The sequence below is a fragment of the Desulforhabdus amnigena genome (assembly GCF_027925305.1).
Taxonomy (GTDB): Bacteria; Desulfobacterota; Syntrophobacteria; order Syntrophobacterales; family Syntrophobacteraceae; genus Desulforhabdus; species Desulforhabdus amnigena.
Genome location: NZ_BSDR01000001.1, coordinates 241,574 through 262,164 on the forward strand (window position 1 = coordinate 241,574; position 20,591 = coordinate 262,164).

Genomic DNA, 20,591 nt, shown 5'->3' on the forward strand with positions numbered 1-20,591 from the left:
CCGTCTTTTTCCTTCGATTTTCTAATTCTATCTTGATAGCACCTCTCCCATTGATGTCAGCTCACTTCTTGTGTTAATAAAATCCTTTGTAACAGAACACCGACCGAATGATTTTCCTTGAGTGAGTCAGGATCTGATTCGCCCTGAGGGAAACCATTGTGGCAGAAGCGGGCATTGTTCCGACCAGGAATTTTTCCTGACGGGCCATGTGGCCATGAGCGAACTATAGAAGAAAGCTGGATTCCTTCTCTGAGAGAGTGAGCGCAAGTATGTTCAAGAAACTGTTGGTTGCAAATCGAGGGGAAATTGCTATCCGGATCATACGCTCGGCCCAGGAACTGGGTATCAAAACCGTTGCGATTTATGAGGAGACGGATAAGACTGCAATGCACATCATGAGGGCCGACGAAGCCATTTGTATTGGTTCCGGCCCACGCAAAGATTACCTCAGCATTGAGCGCATCATTCAGGCTGCACAGACCACGGGGGCCGAAGCCATTCATCCCGGCTATGGTTTTCTTGCAGAAAACCCCAATTTTTCTAAAAAATGTACCGAAGCGGGCCTTGTCTTTGTTGGACCTCCCCCCAAGGTTATTTCCGATATGGGAAGCAAGGTCGTCGCCCGAGAGATCATGGCTAAAGCGGGTATTCCAGTGATTCCCGGGACTCCGGTTTTGGATGATGGAGAAGCGGGGGAGCAGCAGGCGACGCGGTTTGCAGAGAGGTACGGATTTCCCATCATGGTGAAGGCCGTTGCCGGAGGAGGGGGGCGTGGAATCCGGTTTTCCAACGACCTGCCCGAACTGCTCAAGAATCTGAAAATGGCTCGCTCCGAAGCCAAAATGGCCTTCGGAAACGATCAGGTCTACCTGGAAAAGAGTCTTGTGAAGCCACGACATGTGGAGGTCCAGATCCTTGCCGATGACTTTGGGAATGTGATCCATCTGGGCACACGAAACTGTTCCATTCAGAGGCGGCATCAAAAGATGATCGAGATCGCCCCTGCCAATCTTCCCAAGCTGGTCCTGAACCGCATCTGTGACACGGCCGTGCAGGCAGCCAGGGCATGTAATTATCTCAATGCCGGAACGGTGGAGTTCCTTCTGGACGAGGAAGACCGTTTTTATTTCCTCGAAGTCAATACGCGCATCCAGGTGGAACATACTGTAACGGAAGTGATCACGGGGGTTGACCTGGTCCGGGAACAGATCCGCATCGCTTCGGGCCAGCCCCTTTCCCTGAGTCAGGAAGATGTTACATTCCGCGGAGTCGCCATCGAACTTCGGATCAACGCGGAAGATCCCAAGAACAATTTCATGGCAAGCCCAGGTGTGGTGCAGATTTATATGTCACCAGGCGGACACGGCACTCGACTGGACGGTGCGGTCTATCAGGGGTACGAAATTCCTCGCTACTACGATTCCATGCTCGTCAAGTTGACGGTTTACGGATTCACCTGGCGCGAGGCGGTGGACCGGCTTCACCGGGTGCTCAACAGTTTCGCCATCGCCGGTGTAAAAACCACTATTCCGTATTACAAGCAGATTGTCAAAGATCCCGACTTCATTGCGCAGCGATTCGATACTTCATATATAGAAACCCACCCTCACCTTTTGGACTACCAGGAGGAAGTGCCCGAGCTGGAAAAATTGGCCAGTCTGGTCGCTGAAATAAACGCCTATGGTTATAATCCGTACGCCGAGTCCTAGAAGCTTCCAGGCCAAAACCGGGGGGCGGTTCGATGAGCGTGTGAAGGGGGCAAAGGGTCCCTTGAGTGACGAAGCACGGAGCCTTGACCTGCCGGTCCGGGGATGCGGTGACGGAGAATCAACAATCCTGAAGTTCTGAAACAATGGCTGTGTGCCATGTGCAACACATAGGAGTCCAGTATGGCGGAGCTTAAACGAATCACTCCTCAAATGTCCAGCCAGGAAATCCTTGATTTTCTTCGGAATACTCCCGGATATTTCATGACCAATAATGAACGGGACGTATCTCAGTCGGATTTTAAATGTCGCATCATGCCCAATACCACACTCAAGGTGGCTCCCTACAGGGATGAAACGGGATATTTCGCCTTTGAGATTTCGGGAGGGGCGTCAGTGCACGTGGATCTGCTGCGCAAGCAGATCAATCCCTTTGAGAAATTGCGCCTCGTAAGAAAAGCCATGCCCAACACGCTGTTGCAGACGGTGTGCCGCGGGCGCAATCTTTTCGGCTATCGTCCCTACCCCGACAGCACACTTCGACAGACGGTCCGGCTTTTTTCCCGGTACATAGATGTCTGGCGCATTTATGATTTTCTAAATCATGTCCCAAACTTGCAAGTGGTGGCAGAAGAGGTGAAAAATGCGGGAAAGATTTTGATGCCCTGCATTTGCTTCAGTACGGGGCCGGAACATACGGACGAGTACTATGTCGGCAAAGTGAAAGAGATCATCTCGAACATGGGGGAGGATATCATCCTCTGCATCAAGAATCATTCCGCTCTCGGCACCCCCAATAGAATCGCCAACCTGGTGGGAGCCATTCGGCATGAATTCCCCGATCTGCTGCTTGCCTATCATGGCCACAATACCGACGGCAACGATCTCGCTCGAATGGTGGCCGCCGTGTTGGAAGGCGTCAAGATCGTAGAAGTTTCGGATCACGGCTTCGGCGGCATCTACAGCCAAGCTCCGGCTCTGAGTTTCATCCAGATTTTGAACGACTATGGTTTCAGTGCTCCGGGCTTCAAGATCCAGCCCCTGGTGGACGCTTCCGATATTTTGAGGCGGGAGCGTCGCGTCTATGAACAGTTTGAAAGTCCGTACCGGGGATTCGATCCCACGGTCAAGCGCCACAAACTGGCGGGAGGTGCGGCGAACATCGCTTTCGAACAGGCGGAAAAACTCGGGCTTATCGAACGGATACATGAGGTTCTGAGCGATCTTGTGCAGGTCAATCGCGAACTGGGGAACATCTGGTCGGTGACCCCCGGAAGTCAGATCTTCTGGACCACGGCGGTGAACAATGTTCTTCACGGCCGCTACTGCAAGCCCTCGGACGATTTGAAGCGCCTTCTTCTGGGCCGTTATGGACCTTTTCCCTTTTATGACCCACCGGCATGGATTTACAAGAAGGTTCTCGAGAGTAACCGGACGGATGGAAAGAACTGGAAGCAGATTCTCAAGGAGGAGGGCGGCATCAGGAAACTTCCCGATGAAGACTTCAATGAGAAAAGAGGTCAACTTGAGATGAAGCTGAAGCGTCCCGTAACAGACGAAGAGGTATGCCTTTATCTTCAGTTTCCACGGGATGCCCTGGAATACTTTGTCTTTGAAGAACGGTTCGGGAAGACCTGGCTCCTCCCCCCTGAAGTCTGGTTCCGGCGAAAGAAATTCGAGGATGGGGAGCGCATCAACATTCCCGACTACGATGGAAAAACGCATTCCATAGACATCGTTTCCACCCGCCGTGTAGGAGATTCCGTGCAGACTTCGCTTCTGGTGGATTACCATTTTCAAACTTACAGCACCCCCATCCGCAATAAGAAGGCCGGGGGGCACTGATGGGCCGCGTCATTGCGATCTTGAGTATTTAGTTCATCGATTGCGTCTTTATTCCAGCCCCCCACAGGTGTTTCACGCAGCATATCGCAGCCGTGAGCCCTTCTGGGGGGTTCTGTTTTGATGGAGAAATCTGCTGATGCCCAAATGCCGGCTTCTCGGAGTTCACTGAAGGAGTGCAATTCCATGGATGAACTGCTGGATCTTTTTTCGAGTTATCTGTCGGTGGAAAGAGGATTGAGCGCCAACACGCTGAGCGCGTACAACAGTGATCTTCAGGAATGGATCCAATATCTCAAAGACCATGAGATCACGCGGTTCGATGACGTTTCCCGCGAACAGATTCTCGGATATCTGGAATGGCTTGGGGCAAGGCTTTCTCACAGGAGCAGGAGCAGGCGGCTGGCGGCGATTCGGTCCTTTTTCCGCTATCTTGAAAGGACGGGACGCATGAAGAAAAATCCCGCAGCGCGCATACAGTTCCCCAGGTTCAACGCCAAGCTCCCCAAGGTTCTTTCGGCGGCTGAAGTGGAGGCTCTCTTGAATCAGCCCGACATCAGTCAGCCCCTGGGACAAAGAGACAAGGCGTTCCTGGAGCTGTTTTATGCAACGGGTCTTCGGGTTAGCGAACTGACGGACCTGCAGCTTCAACAGATCCATTTCGATGCAGGGTACCTTGTAGTGCGAGGCAAGGGAGACAAGGAACGGCTGGTTCCCATGGGGGAATGGGCAGCCGAGGCTCTCACGACTTATCTTCGAGAGGGGCGCCCCAGACTTCTCAAAAAAGGTTTCAGCCAGGAAGTGTTTCTGAACCATCATGGCGGGAAGCTTTCGCGTCAGGGAGTCTGGAAGATCATGAAAAGCTATGCGGTGCAGGCTGGAATTCAGCAAAATCTCACTCCCCACATGCTGCGTCATTCCTTCGCAACCCATTTGCTTGAAAACGGCGTGGACCTCAGGTCCTTGCAGACCATGCTGGGGCACGTGGATATCTCCACGACGCAAATCTATACGCATGTGGCGCGAGCGAGATTGAAAGAGATACACGAAAAATATCATCCCCGTTCCTGACAGGAAATGTCCATGGAAGTTGTCACCACCCACATCAATGCCGATTTCGACGCCATGGCCTCCATGATTGCGGCCAAGAAGCTGTATCCTGAAGCGATTCTCGTCTTTCCCGGATCGCAGGAACGCACTCTTCGCGAATTCTTTATAAAGTCGGCGGTCTATATTTACGACTTCAAGCGCCTGCGCGATGTGGATCTCAAACAGGTCCACCGGCTGATTCTCGTGGATACCCGCCAGCTCTCGCGCATCGGCAAGTTTGAAGAAATCATCCATCGCCCCGAAGTTGAAATTCACGTATACGATCATCACCCGGATACTTCGGAAGATGTCAAAGGACACGTATCCGTGGTCAAACCCGTGGGGGCGACGGTCACGATTCTCACGCAGCTCATCCGGGAACGGGGGATCGAATTGACCCCGGAGGAAGCCACGATTTTATGCCTCGGAATTTATGAGGATACGGGATCATTCACCTTCAATTCCACGACCCCTGAAGATTTCGAAGCGGCGGCCTACCTGCGCCGCCAGGGAGCGGACCTCAATGTGGTCTCGGATATGGTCACACAGGAACTGACCGCGGAGCAGATCGGCATTCTGAACGAGCTCATTCTTTCGGCACGCACCTATGACATTCAGGGGATCGAAGTCTGCATCGCCACCGTTTCGGTGGACAAGTACGTGGGGGATTTTGCGCTGCTGGTTCATAAACTCAAAGATATTCATAACCTGGATGTGGTTTTCGCCCTGGGGCGCATGGAGGATCGTATTTATCTCGTGGCCCGCAGCCGGATTCCCGAGGTCGATGTAGGACTCATTGCCTCTCACTTCGGCGGAGGAGGGCACACGACGGCTGCATCGGCCACGATTCGGGATTTGACGTTATTCCAGGCCGAAGACAGGCTTCTCGAGGTGTTGAAGAGCAGTATAACGCCCTTTCCCATGGCGGAGAACCTCATGAGCAGTCCGGTGGTCTATGTCGAGGCGGATGCTTCCATCAAAGAAGCCGAGCAAATCATGGTCCGTTACAACATCAACTCCATGCCCGTCATGGAAAACGGTGTCATTGTGGGCCTGATTACCCGCCAGATCCTGGAAAAGGCCATCTTTCACAAGCTCGTGGAACACACCGTGCGTGAATTCATGAGCTCGGACTTTGTCACCGTCGGCCTTCATGCCACACTTCTCGAAATCCAGACCTACCTGGTGGAACATCAGCAACGGATTTTGCCCGTCATCGACGACGGCAAAGTGGTCGGGGTGATTACCCGTCGGGATCTCCTCAATTTTCTCGTTACGGACCATTCCAACAAGCCGCAGACTCTTGCCGATGCTTTGAATCCGGCGCAATGGCCGAAGAAAAAGAGCATTCACAGCGTGGTGATGGAACAGTTGCCCGGCGAGGTTATTGCGATTCTAAAGGATCTGGGGAAGCTGGCCGACCGGCTTCACTACAAGGCGTATGCCGTTGGTGGATTCGTTCGGGATCTCCTTTTGCGGCGCCCGAACCTGGATATCGATATTGTGGTGGAGGGAGACGGCATCGAATTTGCCAAAGAGTTCGCTGCAAGCCATGGCATTCGAGCCCGGTGTCATAAGAAGTTCAATACGGCGGTGCTCATTTTTTCCGATAAATTGAAGGTGGATGTGGCTTCCGCACGGTTTGAATATTATCAGTATCCTGCGGCGCTTCCCATCGTGGAGTTCAGTTCTCTTAAAATGGACCTATATCGACGGGATTTTACCATCAACACGCTGGCGCTCACTCTGAACCCCGATGACTTTGGGCAACTGATCGATTTTTTCGGTGGTCAAAGAGATCTGAAGGACAAAATCATTCGGGTTCTGCACAACCTCAGCTTTGTGGAAGATCCGACACGGATCATGCGTGCGATTCGGTTTGAACAACGGTTCAACTTCAAGATCGGCAAGCAGACGGCTACACTCATGAAAAACGCCGTTCGCATGGGATTGATTCAAAAACTTGGAGGGCGGCGCTTTTTTCATGAAATCGATTTGATACTCATGGAGGAGAACCCCGTACCCGCGGTCCGCAGGATGGACGAATATGGAGTTCTGGGCCTGCTTGCTTCCGGCATGCGATTTGACACCAGGATGGAAGAACTCTTCAATCGCATTCGAAATATGATTTCGTGGTACAGACTGAGCTTTCTCGACGAACCACTGGAAGGATCCTGGGTATATTTTCTGGGGCTCTTATCCGGTTTGCACCGCAATGATTTGGAAAAGGTATGGAACCGCCTTGAAATGACGGAAAACCAAAGAGAGAGAATGCTCTGGACCTACGGGCAGGTGGAATCCCTTCTGAGGGGGTTTTTCCAGTTGCCTGAACACCGTCCGAGTGATATCTATCGAACTTTACAGCCATTTAAGCCCGAAGAGCTCCTGTTCATGATGGCCAGGACGGAACGGGAAGAGGTCCGCAAAGCCATCAGTCACTACTTCCACCGCTACCGGCGCGTTCGCACGGAATTGAAGGGCAAGGACCTCAAGGCGATGGGAGTCCCCCCCGGGCCGATTTACAGGATCATTTTGGATGAACTTATCGATGCGCATCTCAATGGAGAAGTGAAAAGTCTGCAGGACGAGTGGGGCTATTTGAAGGTGCATCATCCGGAAATTTTTGAAAATGCAGAAAAAAATATGTCTTCCGGGATGTCTTTTTCCGAGGGTGTTTGAAAGATGGTTCTTAAGGGAGTGAGTCGCTCTTGAAATCCTCATTTACCACGGAGGCACAGGGATCACAGAGGAATTCCAAAATCTTCTCCATGCCCTCCGTGTCTCCGTGGTGAATGACGGGATATTGGAATCCGCCATCTCCCTGAAATGACAAACGGCGAATCGAGGATCGAAAAAAATATATGGTAGGCAATATAATAGCAGATGCAATTCTTTACGCTGTCCCCTTGCTCTTTGCGGTGATCCTCCATGAGGTGGCTCATGGCTGGGTTGCCGAAAAACGGGGAGATCCCACCGCCCGAATGATGGGGCGCATCACACTCAATCCCATTTCCCATATTGATCTGGTGGGCACGGTGATTCTTCCCCTCATTCTGCTGGTTACCAAATCCCCCTTCCTCTTCGGGTGGGCCAAGCCGGTCCCCGTCAACTTTGCAAACCTGAAGGGGGGACGCCGGGATATGGCCTTGGTTTCCCTGGCCGGGCCCATGACGAACTTTCTTTTGGCCTGTATCAGCGCCCTGGTCTTTCGCAGCATTCAGGGCGGCCATATTGCAGCCCCGGGACAGTTGGATTGGGTTCTGGTGCCGCTTCGGCACATGACCCTCATATCCGTAGAGTTCAATCTCGTTTTGATGGTGATCAATCTGATGCCCATTCCACCCCTGGATGGGGGGCATATCCTGATGGGAGTCCTTCCCTATTCCCTGGCCTCTAAACTGGAAAGCATGGAACGCTACGGGTTGTTGATCGTTTTGCTGCTGATCGGTACGGGGCTTTGGGGGTATGTCGTGCGCCCTGTTGTCTATACTTTTGTGCGGCTTTTTCTCTATTGATCCGATACGGTAGGAACGGGAAGGGAGTGAAGAATTTATCTCGATGATACAGCGAAAGCGAATTCTCAGCGGTATGCGCCCCACGGGACGTCTGCATTTGGGGAACCTCCATGGTGCCCTCGATAACTGGGTCCAGCTTCAAAAGCAGTACGAATGCTTTTTTTTTGTTGCGGACTGGCATGCTCTGACAACCGATTACGCATCTTCCAGCCGGATAAGGCAGAACATATGGAATATGATTTTGGACTGGCTCAGTGTGGGGCTGGATCCGCAGCAGTGCACTTTTTTCATTCAGTCGGATATAAAAGAACATGCGGAGCTTTCTCTGCTCTTGGGAATGATTACTCCTCTGCCCTGGCTCGAGCGGAACCCCACCTACAAGGAACATCTGCAGCAAATGGATCAAAAAGACCTCTCGACCTATGGTTTTCTGGGCTATCCCGTGTTGCAGGCGGCGGACATCATCATGTACAAAGCCAATGGAGTCCCTGTGGGGAAGGATCAATTGCTCCATGTGGAATTCACCAGAGAGATCGCTCGGCGCTTCAATTTCATCTATCAGCGGGAAGTCTTCCCCATTCCGGACCCTCTTCTGACGGAGGTGCCGGTGTTGCCGGGGCTTGACGGGCGGAAAATGAGTAAAAGCTACGGAAACTGCATCTACATTACAGAATCGGCGGAGAGTATCAGCGAGAAAATAGCTAAGATGATGACCGACCCTCAGCGCGTTCGCCGCACTGATCGGGGAAATCCGGAGCTTTCCCCGGTATTTGCTTACCACAGACTCTATTCGCCTCCGGAGGAAGTTGCCGATGTGGCCGAAGGGTGCCGAACCGCGAGGATCGGATGTGTTGAATGCAAAAAGCGTTTGACGCAGAATGTGTTGGCAAGATTGGGTCCGATTCGGGAAAAGAGATTGCGGCTCGAGGGCCAACCTCATGTGGTGCGGGAGATCCTTGAAGCAGGGAGGGAGGTGGCCGGAAGAGAAGCGGGCCGGACAATGGTCGAAGTGCGGGAAGCCATCGGTTTGAGTATGAATCCGGAGTGCCGGGTTGAGGAAAGAAAGAATTGAAAGCCGTTCATTTAGAAGATACGCCGGTAGATGTGAAAGGGGTGCGCCTTCAGAAGGTGATCGCGCAGGCTGGGCTCGCTTCGCGCCGTGCAGCCGAGGAAATGATTCGACAGGGCAGGGTCGCGGTCAACGGCCGCGTGGTCACGACATTGGGGTGTTGCGTGGATCCTGGCAGAGATGAAGTCATCGTTGACGGGAAAACAATTTCCATCGCCGAGAAAAAAGTCTACCTGCTTTTCTATAAACCGAAACTGTGTGTTACGACTCTCAAGGATCCGCAGGGACGTCAGACCGTCATTGATCTGATCCCGGATTTTGGAGTACGTTTGTTTCCCGTGGGGCGCCTGGATTATGATGCTGAGGGCTTGCTGCTTCTCACCAATGACGGTCTTTTGGGTAACCGGCTGCAGCATCCACGATACGGAATCGCTAAAACATATGAAGTGAAAGTGCAGGGACAACCGGATGCCGAGGCTTTGAGCCGCCTGCGTTCAGGGATCGTTCTTGAAGAGGGAAAAACCGCCCCCGCAGAGGTGTCGATCCTTCGACTTTTGCCCAAGGCCGGCTGGCTGCGGATTGTTTTGCATCAAGGCTGGTACAGGCAAATCAAACGTATGGGGGAAGCGGTGGGACACCCGGTTTTGAAAATCAAAAGAGTGGCCTATGGTCCTCTGACCTTGGGAAAACTCATGCCGGGCGCTTTCCGAACCTTATCCGCAAAAGAAGTGCGCCGGCTGTATCAACTGGTTCAACTTGAAGAGGAGCAAACCGGAAGGAAATGAACAATAGAAGTCGGAGAACCTATCCTTACAGTTTAGATGACTCTTTAGTTGCATCTCGACAAAAGGAAAAAAAACGCCGTCCTTTCCGTTTTCTCGCATGGCTTGTCCTGCTGGCATTGTTGGGGGTGGGGGGCTATTGGTTGATCGGTTCCGTTCCCCAGGAACGCATCGCCAATTATCTTCCCTTTCCCAAAAAACTCCTGGCCCTGCGATTCCAGCACAATGGGCAGGAAGTCATTCTCCTGCCGGACTCTCAATGTGTAGTGAATCCAAGAGATTCTCTTCACCTCTTGAGCGTTCAGACGGACGGGTGGGTTTCCTGGGGAGTGAAAGTCGATGCATCGGATTTCGATATTGAATCAATAAAGGAACAGCCCGCCGTCATCAGGGATCTGATGCCGCAGGAGGATTTTGAAACACCCAAAACGGTTGAAATTCGGGTTCTGCTCTGGAACCGGGTCATTGGAAAGGTCTCTTTTCTGGTGGAACTGGATGGCAAAGATTGGTTGCAAAAGGCGACCTCGGCAACCAGTGACAATCAGAAAATCGGTTATCTGGAAAAAGCTCTGCTGGGAAATCCCGGAAACGTTCTGGTGAAAACACAGTTGGCTGCACTCTATTTTGAAAAGAAAAAATATGAGGAAGCCGCCAGACTCTATAAAGAAGTCGATCAGTCCGGAAAGTCCAAATCCGTTCTCGAACGGTTGCTTGAAGTCTACAAACAGCAAAATCAGGTGGATGAGGCCCTCATGGTCTACCTGGATTTGATCAAACTTTCTGAAGACGAGGAATACTTCAAAGAGTTTTTACAGTACATCCAAAGGTACAAATCCAAGGACGATGCAGTGAGGTTTCTGGAAAAGTATCAGCGGGAAATTCCCCGCGATTTCAGGAGTTCGCTCCTTCTCTTTCTTGCGGATCTCAATACTCAGGCGAAAAATTGGGATAAGGCGGCAGCGAGCTATGAGCGGGCTATCAGATCTGGAGTGAAGGATCAGAATGTTCTTTATAATCTGGTAGTCACCTACCAGCAGAGCGACAACCTGGACAAGGCCATTCCTGCCATGGAAAAATACCTCCAATCCAATCCTGGTGACATCAGAAGTTGGATGCAGCTGGGTTCACTCCTGGAAAAGAAGGGAGCGGTGGACAGGGCGCGCGATGTGTATGAAAAGGTTTTAGAAAAAAGTCCCCAGAATAAGGCGGCATTGGTCCGGCTGGTCGCCCTTCTGGAGAAGACGAACAATAAGGGAGCACTGCAGGAGGCCTATGAAAAACTAGCTCGATTGCAGCCCGAAAACAGGACCGTTCAACACAATCTCGCCGTCCTTTATTACGACTCCCAAAAGTGGGACAAGGCAGCGAGCGCTTTTGAAGCCATTGCCGCTCGCGACAGCAAGGATGTGGAATCCCGGAAGTATCTCCTGGACATCTATCGCAAGGCGAAAAATGAAAAAGCGGAACTCGAAACCTTGAAATCATTGGCTCAGCTGGACCCGAAGAATTCGTCCTATTATGACTCCCTCTTCTCCACCTACAAGGAGAAGGGGGATTACAAAGGAATGGTGGCGTTCTTCCAGAGTGTCGCCGAGCGTGCTCCCGATTCCATTACATTCCACAACTATCTGCTGTATGGCCTGTTGAAGCAGGGGGATTCTCAGGGCGCCTTGAAGGAATTGGAGCAGCTGATCCGCTTGCAGCCCAAGGAAAAAAAGCATTTGAAGCAGGCTGCGAATCTATATGAAAATACTGGAAATTATGCTGAAGCATCCAAGAAGCTGGAACAGATCCTGAAGCTGGATCCGAAAGATAAAGAGGCGCAAGACGATTATCTCCGGTTGCGGCGAAAGTCTCTGGCCCCTCCCAAAAAGAAATCTTGATGAAATTCCGCTTTTGTTGGTTCTCATACCCTGTTGATGGAAGGGGTTGCTTTATAAAAAGAGTTTTATGTTGCACCCCGTCGGTTTCTGTTGTATAAAGCTTCTCCAATTGATGGGCGGGTAACTCAGCGGTGAGAGTGCCATCCTCACACGGTGGAAGTCGGAGGTTCGAATCCTCTTCCGCCCACCAAAATTGTTAGTAATGAGGCTGACTTAAAGAGGTCAGCCTTTTTTTGTGCGTCCGGCAGGGGGCTTGGAGGTGAAAGTCCTCTACAGGCCCGACAGGGGGAACTGTTAGCCGGACGGCAAGGGTGTCCGCCGCCAGGTAGCATTGCATCGTATCCTCACCCAACCGTCCCGCTTACAACCAACACTCGGATCCGCCCATCTCGTCCTTGGAGAGCCTCCGATCCCTCGGACACTTCTTCAACTTCACTCGCAGCCTGGCTGATTTCCTCTCGATGGAAGCACGCACTGTCTCCGATCCATGCTGCAATATTCCCTTGAAGATTGTTCGCTTCTTCCCACGGTTTTCATATAAAAAGCCATCGGCAAGACCAACTGGTGGCACTGTTCTCTCCTTGCATCGCTCATGTCAAAGTGCAAAAGTCAGGTTTAATATTTATAGCCATAACTTACACCTGAACTTACACCTGGCTCGACAGGAAGTGTGTCTGCTGGAAGCCGTCAAATTTACTGTTCTCTATTCCAATCTTGATGCAACCGCGAGCAAAAATGGATCCCAATGCCTATAATTTCCATGGAGAGGAATAATTTTCAGATTACGCTTGCAAATTTTCCCTCCGCCGCTTCGGCCGCTCCTCACGTTAATCGTTAGCGTATCAGGCGCATCGAAAGCGTGATGGGCCACTGAAACAACAATTGAAAGGAGACCTTGTTATGAACGACAACGACCGCAAACCCACAACCAACGATGCGGGCATCCCTGTATCCAGCGACGAGTATTCCCTCACCGTAGGGCCTGATGGTCCCATTCTGCTGCAGGACCACTACCTGATCGAGCAAATGGCCAACTTCAACCGGGAGATGATTCCGGACCGCCAGCCCCACGCAAAGGGCTCGGGGGCTTTCGGATACTTCCAGGTGACCCGGGACGTCAGCTCCTACACCAAGGCGGCCGTGTTCCAACCGGGTACGAAGACCGAAGTGCTGGCACGGTTTTCCACGGTGGCCGGCGAAAGTGGCAGTCCCGACACCTGGCGGGACGTGCGCGGCTTTGCGCTCAAGTTCTACACCACCGAGGGCAACTACGACATGGTGGGAAACAACACGCCGGTGTTCTTCGTACGCGATCCCATGAAGTTCCAGCACTTCATTCATTCGCAGAAGCGCCGCGCGGACAGCGGCCTGCGCGACAACGACATGCAGTGGGACTTCTGGACCCTGTCTCCCGAGTCCGCCCATCAGGTCACCATTCTGATGAGCGATCGCGGAGTTCCCAGGAGCTATCGGCACATGAACGGCTACTCGAGCCACACGTACATGTGGGTCAACGCCAAAGGCGAGCGCTTCTGGGTCAAGTACCACTTCAAGACCGACCAGGGCATTGAGTATCTCACCCAGGAGGAGGCAGACCGGATCGCCGGTGAGGATGCCGACTACCATCGCCGCGACCTGTTCGAGGCGATCAAGCGGGGGGATTATCCCAGCTGGACGCTCAAGGTGCAGATCATGCCCTTTAAAGATGCCGATACCTACCGGTTCAACCCGTTTGATCTGACGAAAGTCTGGCCCCACGGCGACTACCCCCTGCACGAAGTCGGCCGGCTTACGCTGAACCGCAATCCGAGCGATTTTCACGCCGAGATCGAGCAGGCGGCGTTCGAGCCGAACAATCTCGTACCCGGCATCGGCCCCAGCCCGGACAAGATGCTGCTTGCCCGTCTGTTTTCTTACTCCGACGCCCACCGGGCACGCCTCGGTGCCAACTACAAACAGATCCCGGTCAACCGGCCAAAGAGTCCGGTCCACAACTATAGCAAGGGCGGTGCCATGCGAATTGATAAAGTCTCTGATCCGGTGTACGCACCGAACTCCAAGGGTGGCCCCAAGGCCGACCCCGAGCGGTATCCCGAGGCGGCCACTTGGAGCGCCGGCGGTGAGTTCGTCCGCGCCGCCTATACCAAGCGCAAGGACGATGATGATTTCGGCCAGGCCGGCACCTTGGTGCGTAAAGTGATGGATGATGCCCAGCGCGATCGGCTGGTGTCCAACGTGGTGGGGCACCTGAAAAACGGCGTGTCTGAACCCGTGTTGAAGCGTGCGTTTGAATACTGGCGCAACATCGACAAGGAGATCGGCGATCGCATAGCCAAGGGCGTACAAGGGGGCTGATCTCAGATACTTGTGAGAGAGCTCAAGAAATAGAAGCCATCAGCTAACTCGGGATCGAGCCACGCCTTTTGGCTGGCACCTCAAGGCTGCACCCCCATTGGTGCTTGGTGTGTAATAAATAGCCGCCTTCGCGCCTAAGGGGGTGTCTCTCTGATCAATCATTGAAGTATAACGAACCCTTTCGAAAACGAACGAAGAAAAGTCAATAAAGCCCTACAACCAAACCGAAATATCCCGCGGACCCTTGACCGGGTGTTCGTTTCTCATTTCCAATGCAAGATGGCAGTCCGAGCACAGGGTTTTTACAAACACACATCATTCCATCGGAATTCCTTATGTTGCCAAATCTCGAAAAATCAGGAATCTCCTGATTGACAAAGCTTACATTGCGGGAGCATAAAAACAGACAGCCTTTTTGACATGTGACCGCTTTCGCCTGCTCAAACACCCATTATTCTATTCTCCTGCTCCTGTGCCTCGGCTGCGTGCCGAATTCTAAAACTTTACATACCGTTATGGATTACGTTGTTGCTTTTTATTATTATGGATGATCTCCTTATCAATCTCCATCATCCACTGCCAGAGCTCATCTTCAATTTCCTGGGTTTTCATCTAAACGACATACTTGTTCGTGTTAATGCAGTTGCATGGTTCGTTGAATATGTTATGGTCTTGTACTTTATTTTCTGGATAGTATCGAAACTACCTTTTTCTGAAAAACTCAAAATAATCGTCCTATTTTGCTTGTGTCAGTGATCAAATCACTGACAGGATTCACGTACAGGGGACTTGCACCCCATAAGTTCACGCCCATGCCGGGCGTACACTTTGCGTGAACCGGACGCGCAATCCTCGGGACCGCATGATTTAGTGGTGTTCGCAAGCAGTCCGTGCCGTTTCGGCGCGCCGGTTACGCACTAGTTTGCGCCGCCTCCGGCGGCTCCGCCCCCATTGGCGTACGCAGGTCGTACGGTGAGAGGTATCATGCAAGCAAGAAATCTCAGCATATCGGTCATAGCAGGATGAACAGATCATGCCTACAGTAAAAGGTGTTTCGGGACTATACAGATTCTACTTCTACAGCTTCGACTGTAATGAACCGAAGCATGTGCACGTTCAACGCGAGAAGCTTGTTTGCAAGTTTTGGCTCGAACCCGTAGCTCTGAGCAAGAACTACGGCTTTTCTCCGAAGGGGCTGAATGCGATTCGACAGATCATCAGCTCCAATCGGAATACTTTCTTGGAGGCATGGAATGAGCATTGCGGTTAATGTAATCGAGCCTAGGCTGCTGGACATTCAGGTCACAGAAGACGAGATCGTAGCGCACCTTGTAGACGGTCGAACCATCAGTGTTCCTCTTGCGTGGTCTTGGCGGCTGTCAGAGGCAACTCCCGACCAGCGTCAGAATTTCGAGATAATCGGTGATGGACAAGGCATTCACTGGCCAGATATTGATGAAGACATCAGTGTAGAGGGGATGCTTTGCGGTTCTCCCGCCCATCGTCCCAAGGGTTCTTCCACTGACTAAAGTGCTGAGGCAGTGTAGAGATGCGACTTTGAAAAGCAGCATTTTTGTCAATTATCCTGTCATTATGGGCCAACAATTTAGTGAAGTGGACGCGCGGGAACAGATAGTGCCGTTTTCTTCAAGCTCCTTGGCCGCCGCTGATCTTCTCGTTATGTGTTCAGGAACACAAAGAAAACAGAGAACACAAAGAAAAACCACATAACGCAATGCTCAAGCGGACCTGGATTATCTGGGGTGAATGACAAGGATAGGTCAGAAGTGTACCAGGCTCTGTAGAGGATTTTATTGCCCGATTTCTCATGTCTTGAGTCTTTTCAATCGGCGGCCGGTTAAAAATTATTGCAGAAACCTGCGGGAAGGAGTAGCTTACAACCGTTTTTTTACTGTTGTTAAACAGAAATGCAGTTTTCGAGAGAGACATTGCTGCCACCAGGAGTGATTTTTTATGAAATATGCAGCCACCGTTACCTCATCGATTTTTGCGCCCTTATGGATCGACACTTCCACCTTCAAATCCGATTTGATGGCCGGTATAACGGTTTCACTGGTTGCCATTCCGCAATCGCTGGCCTATGCTCGATTGGCCGGCGTACCCGCCTATTACGGCCTTTATGCCGCGTTGATCCCCACCATCATCGGCGCCGTGTTCGGATCCTCGCGTCAGCTTTCCACCGGTCCGGTCGCCATGACCTCATTGCTGTCCGCAGCCAGTGTTGCACCGCTGGCTGTTGCGGATACTGAATTGTTTTACTCCTATGTGATCCTGCTGGCATTACTGTCGGGTCTGTTTCAAATCCTGATGGGCGCGTTTCGGGTCGGGGCGATTCTCAACTTCCTGTCGCACCCGGTGCTGATGGGCTTTATCAATGCCGCCGCCCTGATCATCGGACTGGCGCAATTACCGACCATGCTGGGCATACCGGCTCCCCAGTCATCCCATTTTTTGCTCGACATTCTGCAGGTGATCGAACGTATCAATACGATGCACACCTTGTCCTTGGGCTTTGGCGTTACGGCCATTTTGATGATTGTGGCGCTCAAGAAATATGCCCCCAAACTGCCAGGGGTGCTTATCACCGTGGCTGTGCTGACCTGGGGCAGCTATGCTATAGGTTTTGTCGACATGGGTGGAAAGGTGGTCGGTGCCATCCCGAAAGGGTTGCCCAGCTTCAGCATTCCGACCCTCGACTGGCATACGGCGATGTCTCTGGTGCCGGCCGGTTTCATTATCGCCGTGGTCAGCTTCATGGAAGCGATGTCCAGTTCCAAGGTCATCTCCAACAATACCCGCGTGCCCTGGGATGAGAACAAAGAGCTCATCGGACAGGGATTGGCCAAGGTGGCCGCCGCTTTTTGCCACTCCATGCCGGTCAGCGGATCGTTCTCACGTTCGGCACTCAACCTGGCCTCCAATGCACGCACCGGATTGTCCTCCGTGATTTCAGCCCTCTGCGTGCTGATCACTCTGCTTTTTCTCACGCCGCTGCTCTATCACCTGCCCAAGCCGGTGCTGGCGGCCATCATCATGGTGGCGGTAGTGGGCCTGATCAATTTCCCTATCATGTTGCGTGCCTGGCGCGTCAGTCGTGACGATGGCATCGCCGCGGTTGCGACCTTTGCCGCCACGCTGGCGTTCTCCCCCAATATTCAGAATGGCATACTGATCGGCATCGGTCTTTCCCTGGGGTTGATGTTGTATCGAATGATGCGGCCACGCATCGCTAAACTGGGCATTCATCAGGATGGAACTCTGGGCGACGCCCAACGCCACAACCTGCCTCCCTTACATCGCCGACTGGGCGCCATCCGCTTCGACGGTGCGTTGCGATTCATCAATGTCGCCACATTCGAGAAAGCCGTGCTCGAGATGGAACGGGGCAATCCGGGGATCAACACGATTCTGGTCTCCTGCGGCGGGATCAACGACATCGATGCTTCCGGTGTGGACATGCTCTCCAAACTGATCATCAGATTCAAGAGCAACAATATTTGCCTTTGCTTCAGCGGCTTCAAGGAACATGTGCAGGATGTGATTGAAAAAACGGGGCTCAATGATCTGATAGGCAGAGACAACCTTTTCGCTACAGATCTTTTGGCGGCCAGGGAGTTGCGAAGCAGACTGGAAGCGTCGATGTGAGATCGGGATAATTCCGGTGGGGTTTCATGGTGATGCAGGGTACGATCTACTTTATCTTTCTCAGCATGCTTTCCGCATTTCCATCCGCCAGGCCCCACCTAAATACTGGTCTTCGTAATTACGCAACCGCTTACCCATATGTTTTCGATAGGAGTGGCATCCTGCTGCGACAAGGTATGCGGTTGTCGGTTCCTGTCACGGCTGGAAGCCGTTCCTACAAAGAAATGGCTGCGTAATTATGATCATGAGTACTATAAGAGGGATAAGGGAAACTGCCATTCCCGGCAGTTAGGTAAAAACAATGCTGGGAATAAGTATAACCGAAACCGATGACACTCCATTCATTTTAAGGACTTTGGCTTTAATTTTATCGGCGATCATTGTATCGGTATGGATCGTGAATCGGGCATAGATCTCGACGGACTTCCTATCGACGACAACTTCACAATCGGGATAATAGTCATAGAGAGCCGCTTTGATTTCAGCGGCAAAGGCCAGATCTTCGATAGCCTGTTGGGAGTCGAAGGAGGTCTTGAATTTAGGCTTTGTCACGGTTTCACATATGACATCCGCCGCCTCGTCGACTCTCATTTTGCTCATATGAAGCACCAGATCATATAAATCGTCATCCGTACTATCCACACCATAAAAATAACGGCTCCAGGCATTGCGCTGACGGTCATCCCTTTTCAATACGCGCATCGCCTGTTTCCGGGCCAGATTCTTTTCCTTCATCAACAGATGCAGACGGTCTTCCATGTCTGCCGTCATCCTCACATTTAAAAGATGCGAGATGGTTCTGGTGTAATATCGCTCGGCAAAACCGCTGTAAGCCACATTATCGTTTTTGAAATAAGCAAGAATTTTAGCCGTCATCGGGGAGATTCTGTTGGCGAAAAATTGTCCGGCCAAGCCGTCATAGACGATGTTGTCATTTTTAAAATAGGCCAGTGTGGCGGCGGCGACATAGGTAACATATTTTTGTTTTCTGGAGAAAAACCGTTCAAGAAGTGACGGTGCGAAATGAATTGCCCGTTCCAACTTATTCACAGAGACCTGGAATTTTCGGGAGGCTTCGGAAATTACTTCATGGGAAACCATCTTATAGCCGAGCCTTTGAACAACTTTGGTGGTTACTTCTTCGCCCCGGCTGAAAGATTCTCTTGAAATTGTAATGATGGCCATTTGCCCCTGCAGCAAAGATAAGATATTTAGCAAACCGGCCCGACTGCAATCATGGCCATCTTTGTTCTTTTGAAATGGAAACCTACTTTTTTCGGGCGGAGTATGTCAGGAAAGAGACAGGGTGTCAATGGGGTAATATTGGGGGCGGGTGAGCATCCTACAAGGATCCATCCGCCAATCCGCGCTTCAAAATACCTCGGTATCACGTCGCAAAACTTTGTCCGTCAGCGGCTACGACCCACGCCCGTTTCAAGCCATCTTCCAGGGATACCTGGTTTTATCTTCTCCTCGATTGCCTCCAAAATTTCGTTTTTTGCGACTCGATCGCCTGGGAAAGCCGGGTACGTCTCATTTGCTCAGCCACAAAACGCTCTTTTCCAACTCTTCCATCACTTTCAAGCTTCTTGACCCTATGAGCCATCTCCTGAGGAAACCCTGCGGCTGTTTTCCTCCGCGGCCCATGGCCACTACAGCGTATGCGCCCCGTTCCGCCTCGCTCAGGATGGCTTTGGGGACTTCCGCGGTGTAAACAACCCGGCTCGTGACCCTTTCTTCTTCCACGCCGTTTTCCTTGAGTTTGTTCCTGGCCTGTTCCAGAACGGTCTCCGCTTTGTTTCCTCCACCTTCGTCGACATAGAAAAGGGTGACTGAATGCTCCTTAACATCTTGAAGTACAAAACCCACATGATCGGCAATGCGCATGCTGGGTTCCGTTTCGTCCACGCAAAGGAGCACATTCTTGCGCCCTTCTTCGACGCGCCGGCAAATCCAGAGGGGGAACCCGATCTCCTGTTCCAGCATTTCGCGGCTGACGCTCGTCGCCAGTGCCTGCTCGAAAATATTGTAGCCCCGCCTCCCCAGGACTACGGCGTCATATTTTCCTTTCTTGCCCTCGTGAACAATGTCTCTTACCGTTCCACTGTGCTTGGTCATCAACTTGATGGTGATGTTCTTCGCAGGGAATCCTCGATTGAGCAAAAGGGTCTGGCTGGTCTGAAGGGAAGGGTGCTTTGCAATCTCCGCAGTGTTCATCTGAACAATTGTGGCTTTGAAGCCGGCGCGTTCTATCTTGTCGGGTTCCGGAGAGTAAGGGGCCGGGGTAATATTGAAGAGGGTCAGTTTGATCTCTTCTTTATGGGCAAAAAACGACGTGACAAAGCGGATTCCATGAAGCGAACTCAAATCATCACCGATGGCAATCAGAAGATGTTTTTCCATATGGTTCTCCTCATAAAAAGTTAAATATAGAGTCGGTTCTTGGGGATGGAGGGAAGCATCACCCTTTCGCATTTCGAGTCATTCATGAAGGGGATGGAACGGATGATTCGAAAGAGATATCCATGATTCCAAAAATTGACTTTACCCGCTATCAGAGTTGAATTCAATACAATGAGAAAAAATCTGTCATTCTTGCATCCTGCAGTGATGCAGTGAACGCGACTTATGGTGCATCGATAGGGACGTTTAAAAATTCAATGGCTTAGGTTATAGTTTCACGG

14 protein-coding genes and 1 tRNA gene are annotated in these 20,591 nt (G+C 51.7%); 13 read left to right on the plus strand and 2 right to left on the minus strand.

Annotation, left to right across the window (positions count from 1 at the left end):
• Positions 1 to 269 precede the first annotated feature (269 nt).
• The 13 genes from QMG16_RS01145 to QMG16_RS01205 all read left to right on the plus strand — a co-directional run bounded on the left by QMG16_RS01145 (position 270) and on the right by QMG16_RS01205 (position 17,907).
• Positions 270 to 1,709, plus strand: coding sequence for an acetyl-CoA carboxylase biotin carboxylase subunit (locus QMG16_RS01145; RefSeq protein WP_281791831.1), 1,440 nt, complete (start codon positions 270 to 272; stop codon positions 1,707 to 1,709).
• Between the two features lie 180 nt (positions 1,710 to 1,889).
• Positions 1,890 to 3,551 carry a hydroxymethylglutaryl-CoA lyase-like TIM-barrel protein gene (locus tag QMG16_RS01150; protein ID WP_281791832.1) on the plus strand — a complete coding sequence of 554 codons (1,662 nt, stop codon included), beginning with the start codon at positions 1,890 to 1,892 and terminating at the stop codon, positions 3,549 to 3,551.
• Between the two features lie 183 nt (positions 3,552 to 3,734).
• Entirely contained in the window at positions 3,735 to 4,619 is an 885-nt protein-coding gene (xerD, locus tag QMG16_RS01155; protein ID WP_281791833.1) for a site-specific tyrosine recombinase XerD, read from the plus strand.
• Positions 4,620 to 4,631: 12 nt separating this feature from the next.
• Positions 4,632 to 7,316 (plus strand): CBS domain-containing protein, encoded by a 2,685-nt coding sequence (locus tag QMG16_RS01160; RefSeq protein WP_281791834.1) that lies wholly within the window; start codon positions 4,632 to 4,634, stop codon positions 7,314 to 7,316.
• 182 nt (positions 7,317 to 7,498) lie between these two features.
• Complete coding sequence (locus QMG16_RS01165; RefSeq protein WP_281791835.1) at positions 7,499 to 8,152, plus strand: site-2 protease family protein; 654 nt, start codon at positions 7,499 to 7,501, stop codon at positions 8,150 to 8,152.
• Between the two features lie 43 nt (positions 8,153 to 8,195).
• Positions 8,196 to 9,224: a tryptophan--tRNA ligase gene (gene trpS, locus QMG16_RS01170; protein WP_281791836.1), complete on the plus strand. Its 1,029-nt coding sequence runs from the start codon at positions 8,196 to 8,198 to the stop codon at positions 9,222 to 9,224.
• Positions 9,221 to 10,006, plus strand: a complete 786-nt coding sequence (locus tag QMG16_RS01175) for a pseudouridine synthase (protein ID WP_281791837.1) — start codon at positions 9,221 to 9,223, stop codon at positions 10,004 to 10,006. Before trpS ends, QMG16_RS01175 begins: the two co-directional genes overlap by 4 nt.
• A complete protein-coding gene (locus tag QMG16_RS01180) occupies positions 10,003 to 11,886 on the plus strand; it encodes a tetratricopeptide repeat protein (RefSeq protein ID WP_281791838.1) in 1,884 nt (627 codons plus the stop codon). The genes QMG16_RS01175 and QMG16_RS01180 overlap by 4 nt, the downstream gene beginning before the upstream one ends.
• Positions 11,887 to 12,000: 114 nt before the next feature.
• Positions 12,001 to 12,076: transfer RNA gene (locus tag QMG16_RS01185), tRNA-Val, on the plus strand.
• A 710-nt stretch (positions 12,077 to 12,786) separates the two neighbouring features.
• On the plus strand, positions 12,787 to 14,241 hold the full coding sequence (locus QMG16_RS01190) for a catalase (protein WP_281791839.1): 1,455 nt from the start codon (positions 12,787 to 12,789) through the stop codon (positions 14,239 to 14,241).
• 1,033 nt (positions 14,242 to 15,274) lie between these two features.
• Positions 15,275 to 15,511: a DUF4160 domain-containing protein gene (locus QMG16_RS01195; protein ID WP_281791840.1), complete on the plus strand. Its 237-nt coding sequence runs from the start codon at positions 15,275 to 15,277 to the stop codon at positions 15,509 to 15,511.
• Complete coding sequence (locus QMG16_RS19475; RefSeq protein ID WP_373878646.1) at positions 15,495 to 15,770, plus strand: DUF2442 domain-containing protein; 276 nt, start codon at positions 15,495 to 15,497, stop codon at positions 15,768 to 15,770. Before QMG16_RS01195 ends, QMG16_RS19475 begins: the two co-directional genes overlap by 17 nt.
• A 445-nt stretch (positions 15,771 to 16,215) precedes the next feature.
• Positions 16,216 to 17,907: a SulP family inorganic anion transporter gene (locus QMG16_RS01205; protein WP_281791842.1), complete on the plus strand. Its 1,692-nt coding sequence runs from the start codon at positions 16,216 to 16,218 to the stop codon at positions 17,905 to 17,907.
• 288 nt (positions 17,908 to 18,195) lie between these two features.
• Here QMG16_RS01205 and QMG16_RS01210 read toward each other — a convergent pair whose 3' ends face one another.
• Entirely contained in the window at positions 18,196 to 19,092 is an 897-nt protein-coding gene (locus QMG16_RS01210) for a cytidylate kinase-like family protein (RefSeq protein ID WP_281791843.1), read from the minus strand.
• 348 nt (positions 19,093 to 19,440) lie between these two features.
• Positions 19,441 to 20,310, minus strand: coding sequence for a universal stress protein (locus tag QMG16_RS01215; protein ID WP_281791844.1), 870 nt, complete (start codon positions 20,308 to 20,310; stop codon positions 19,441 to 19,443).
• Positions 20,311 to 20,591: the final 281 nt, after the last annotated feature.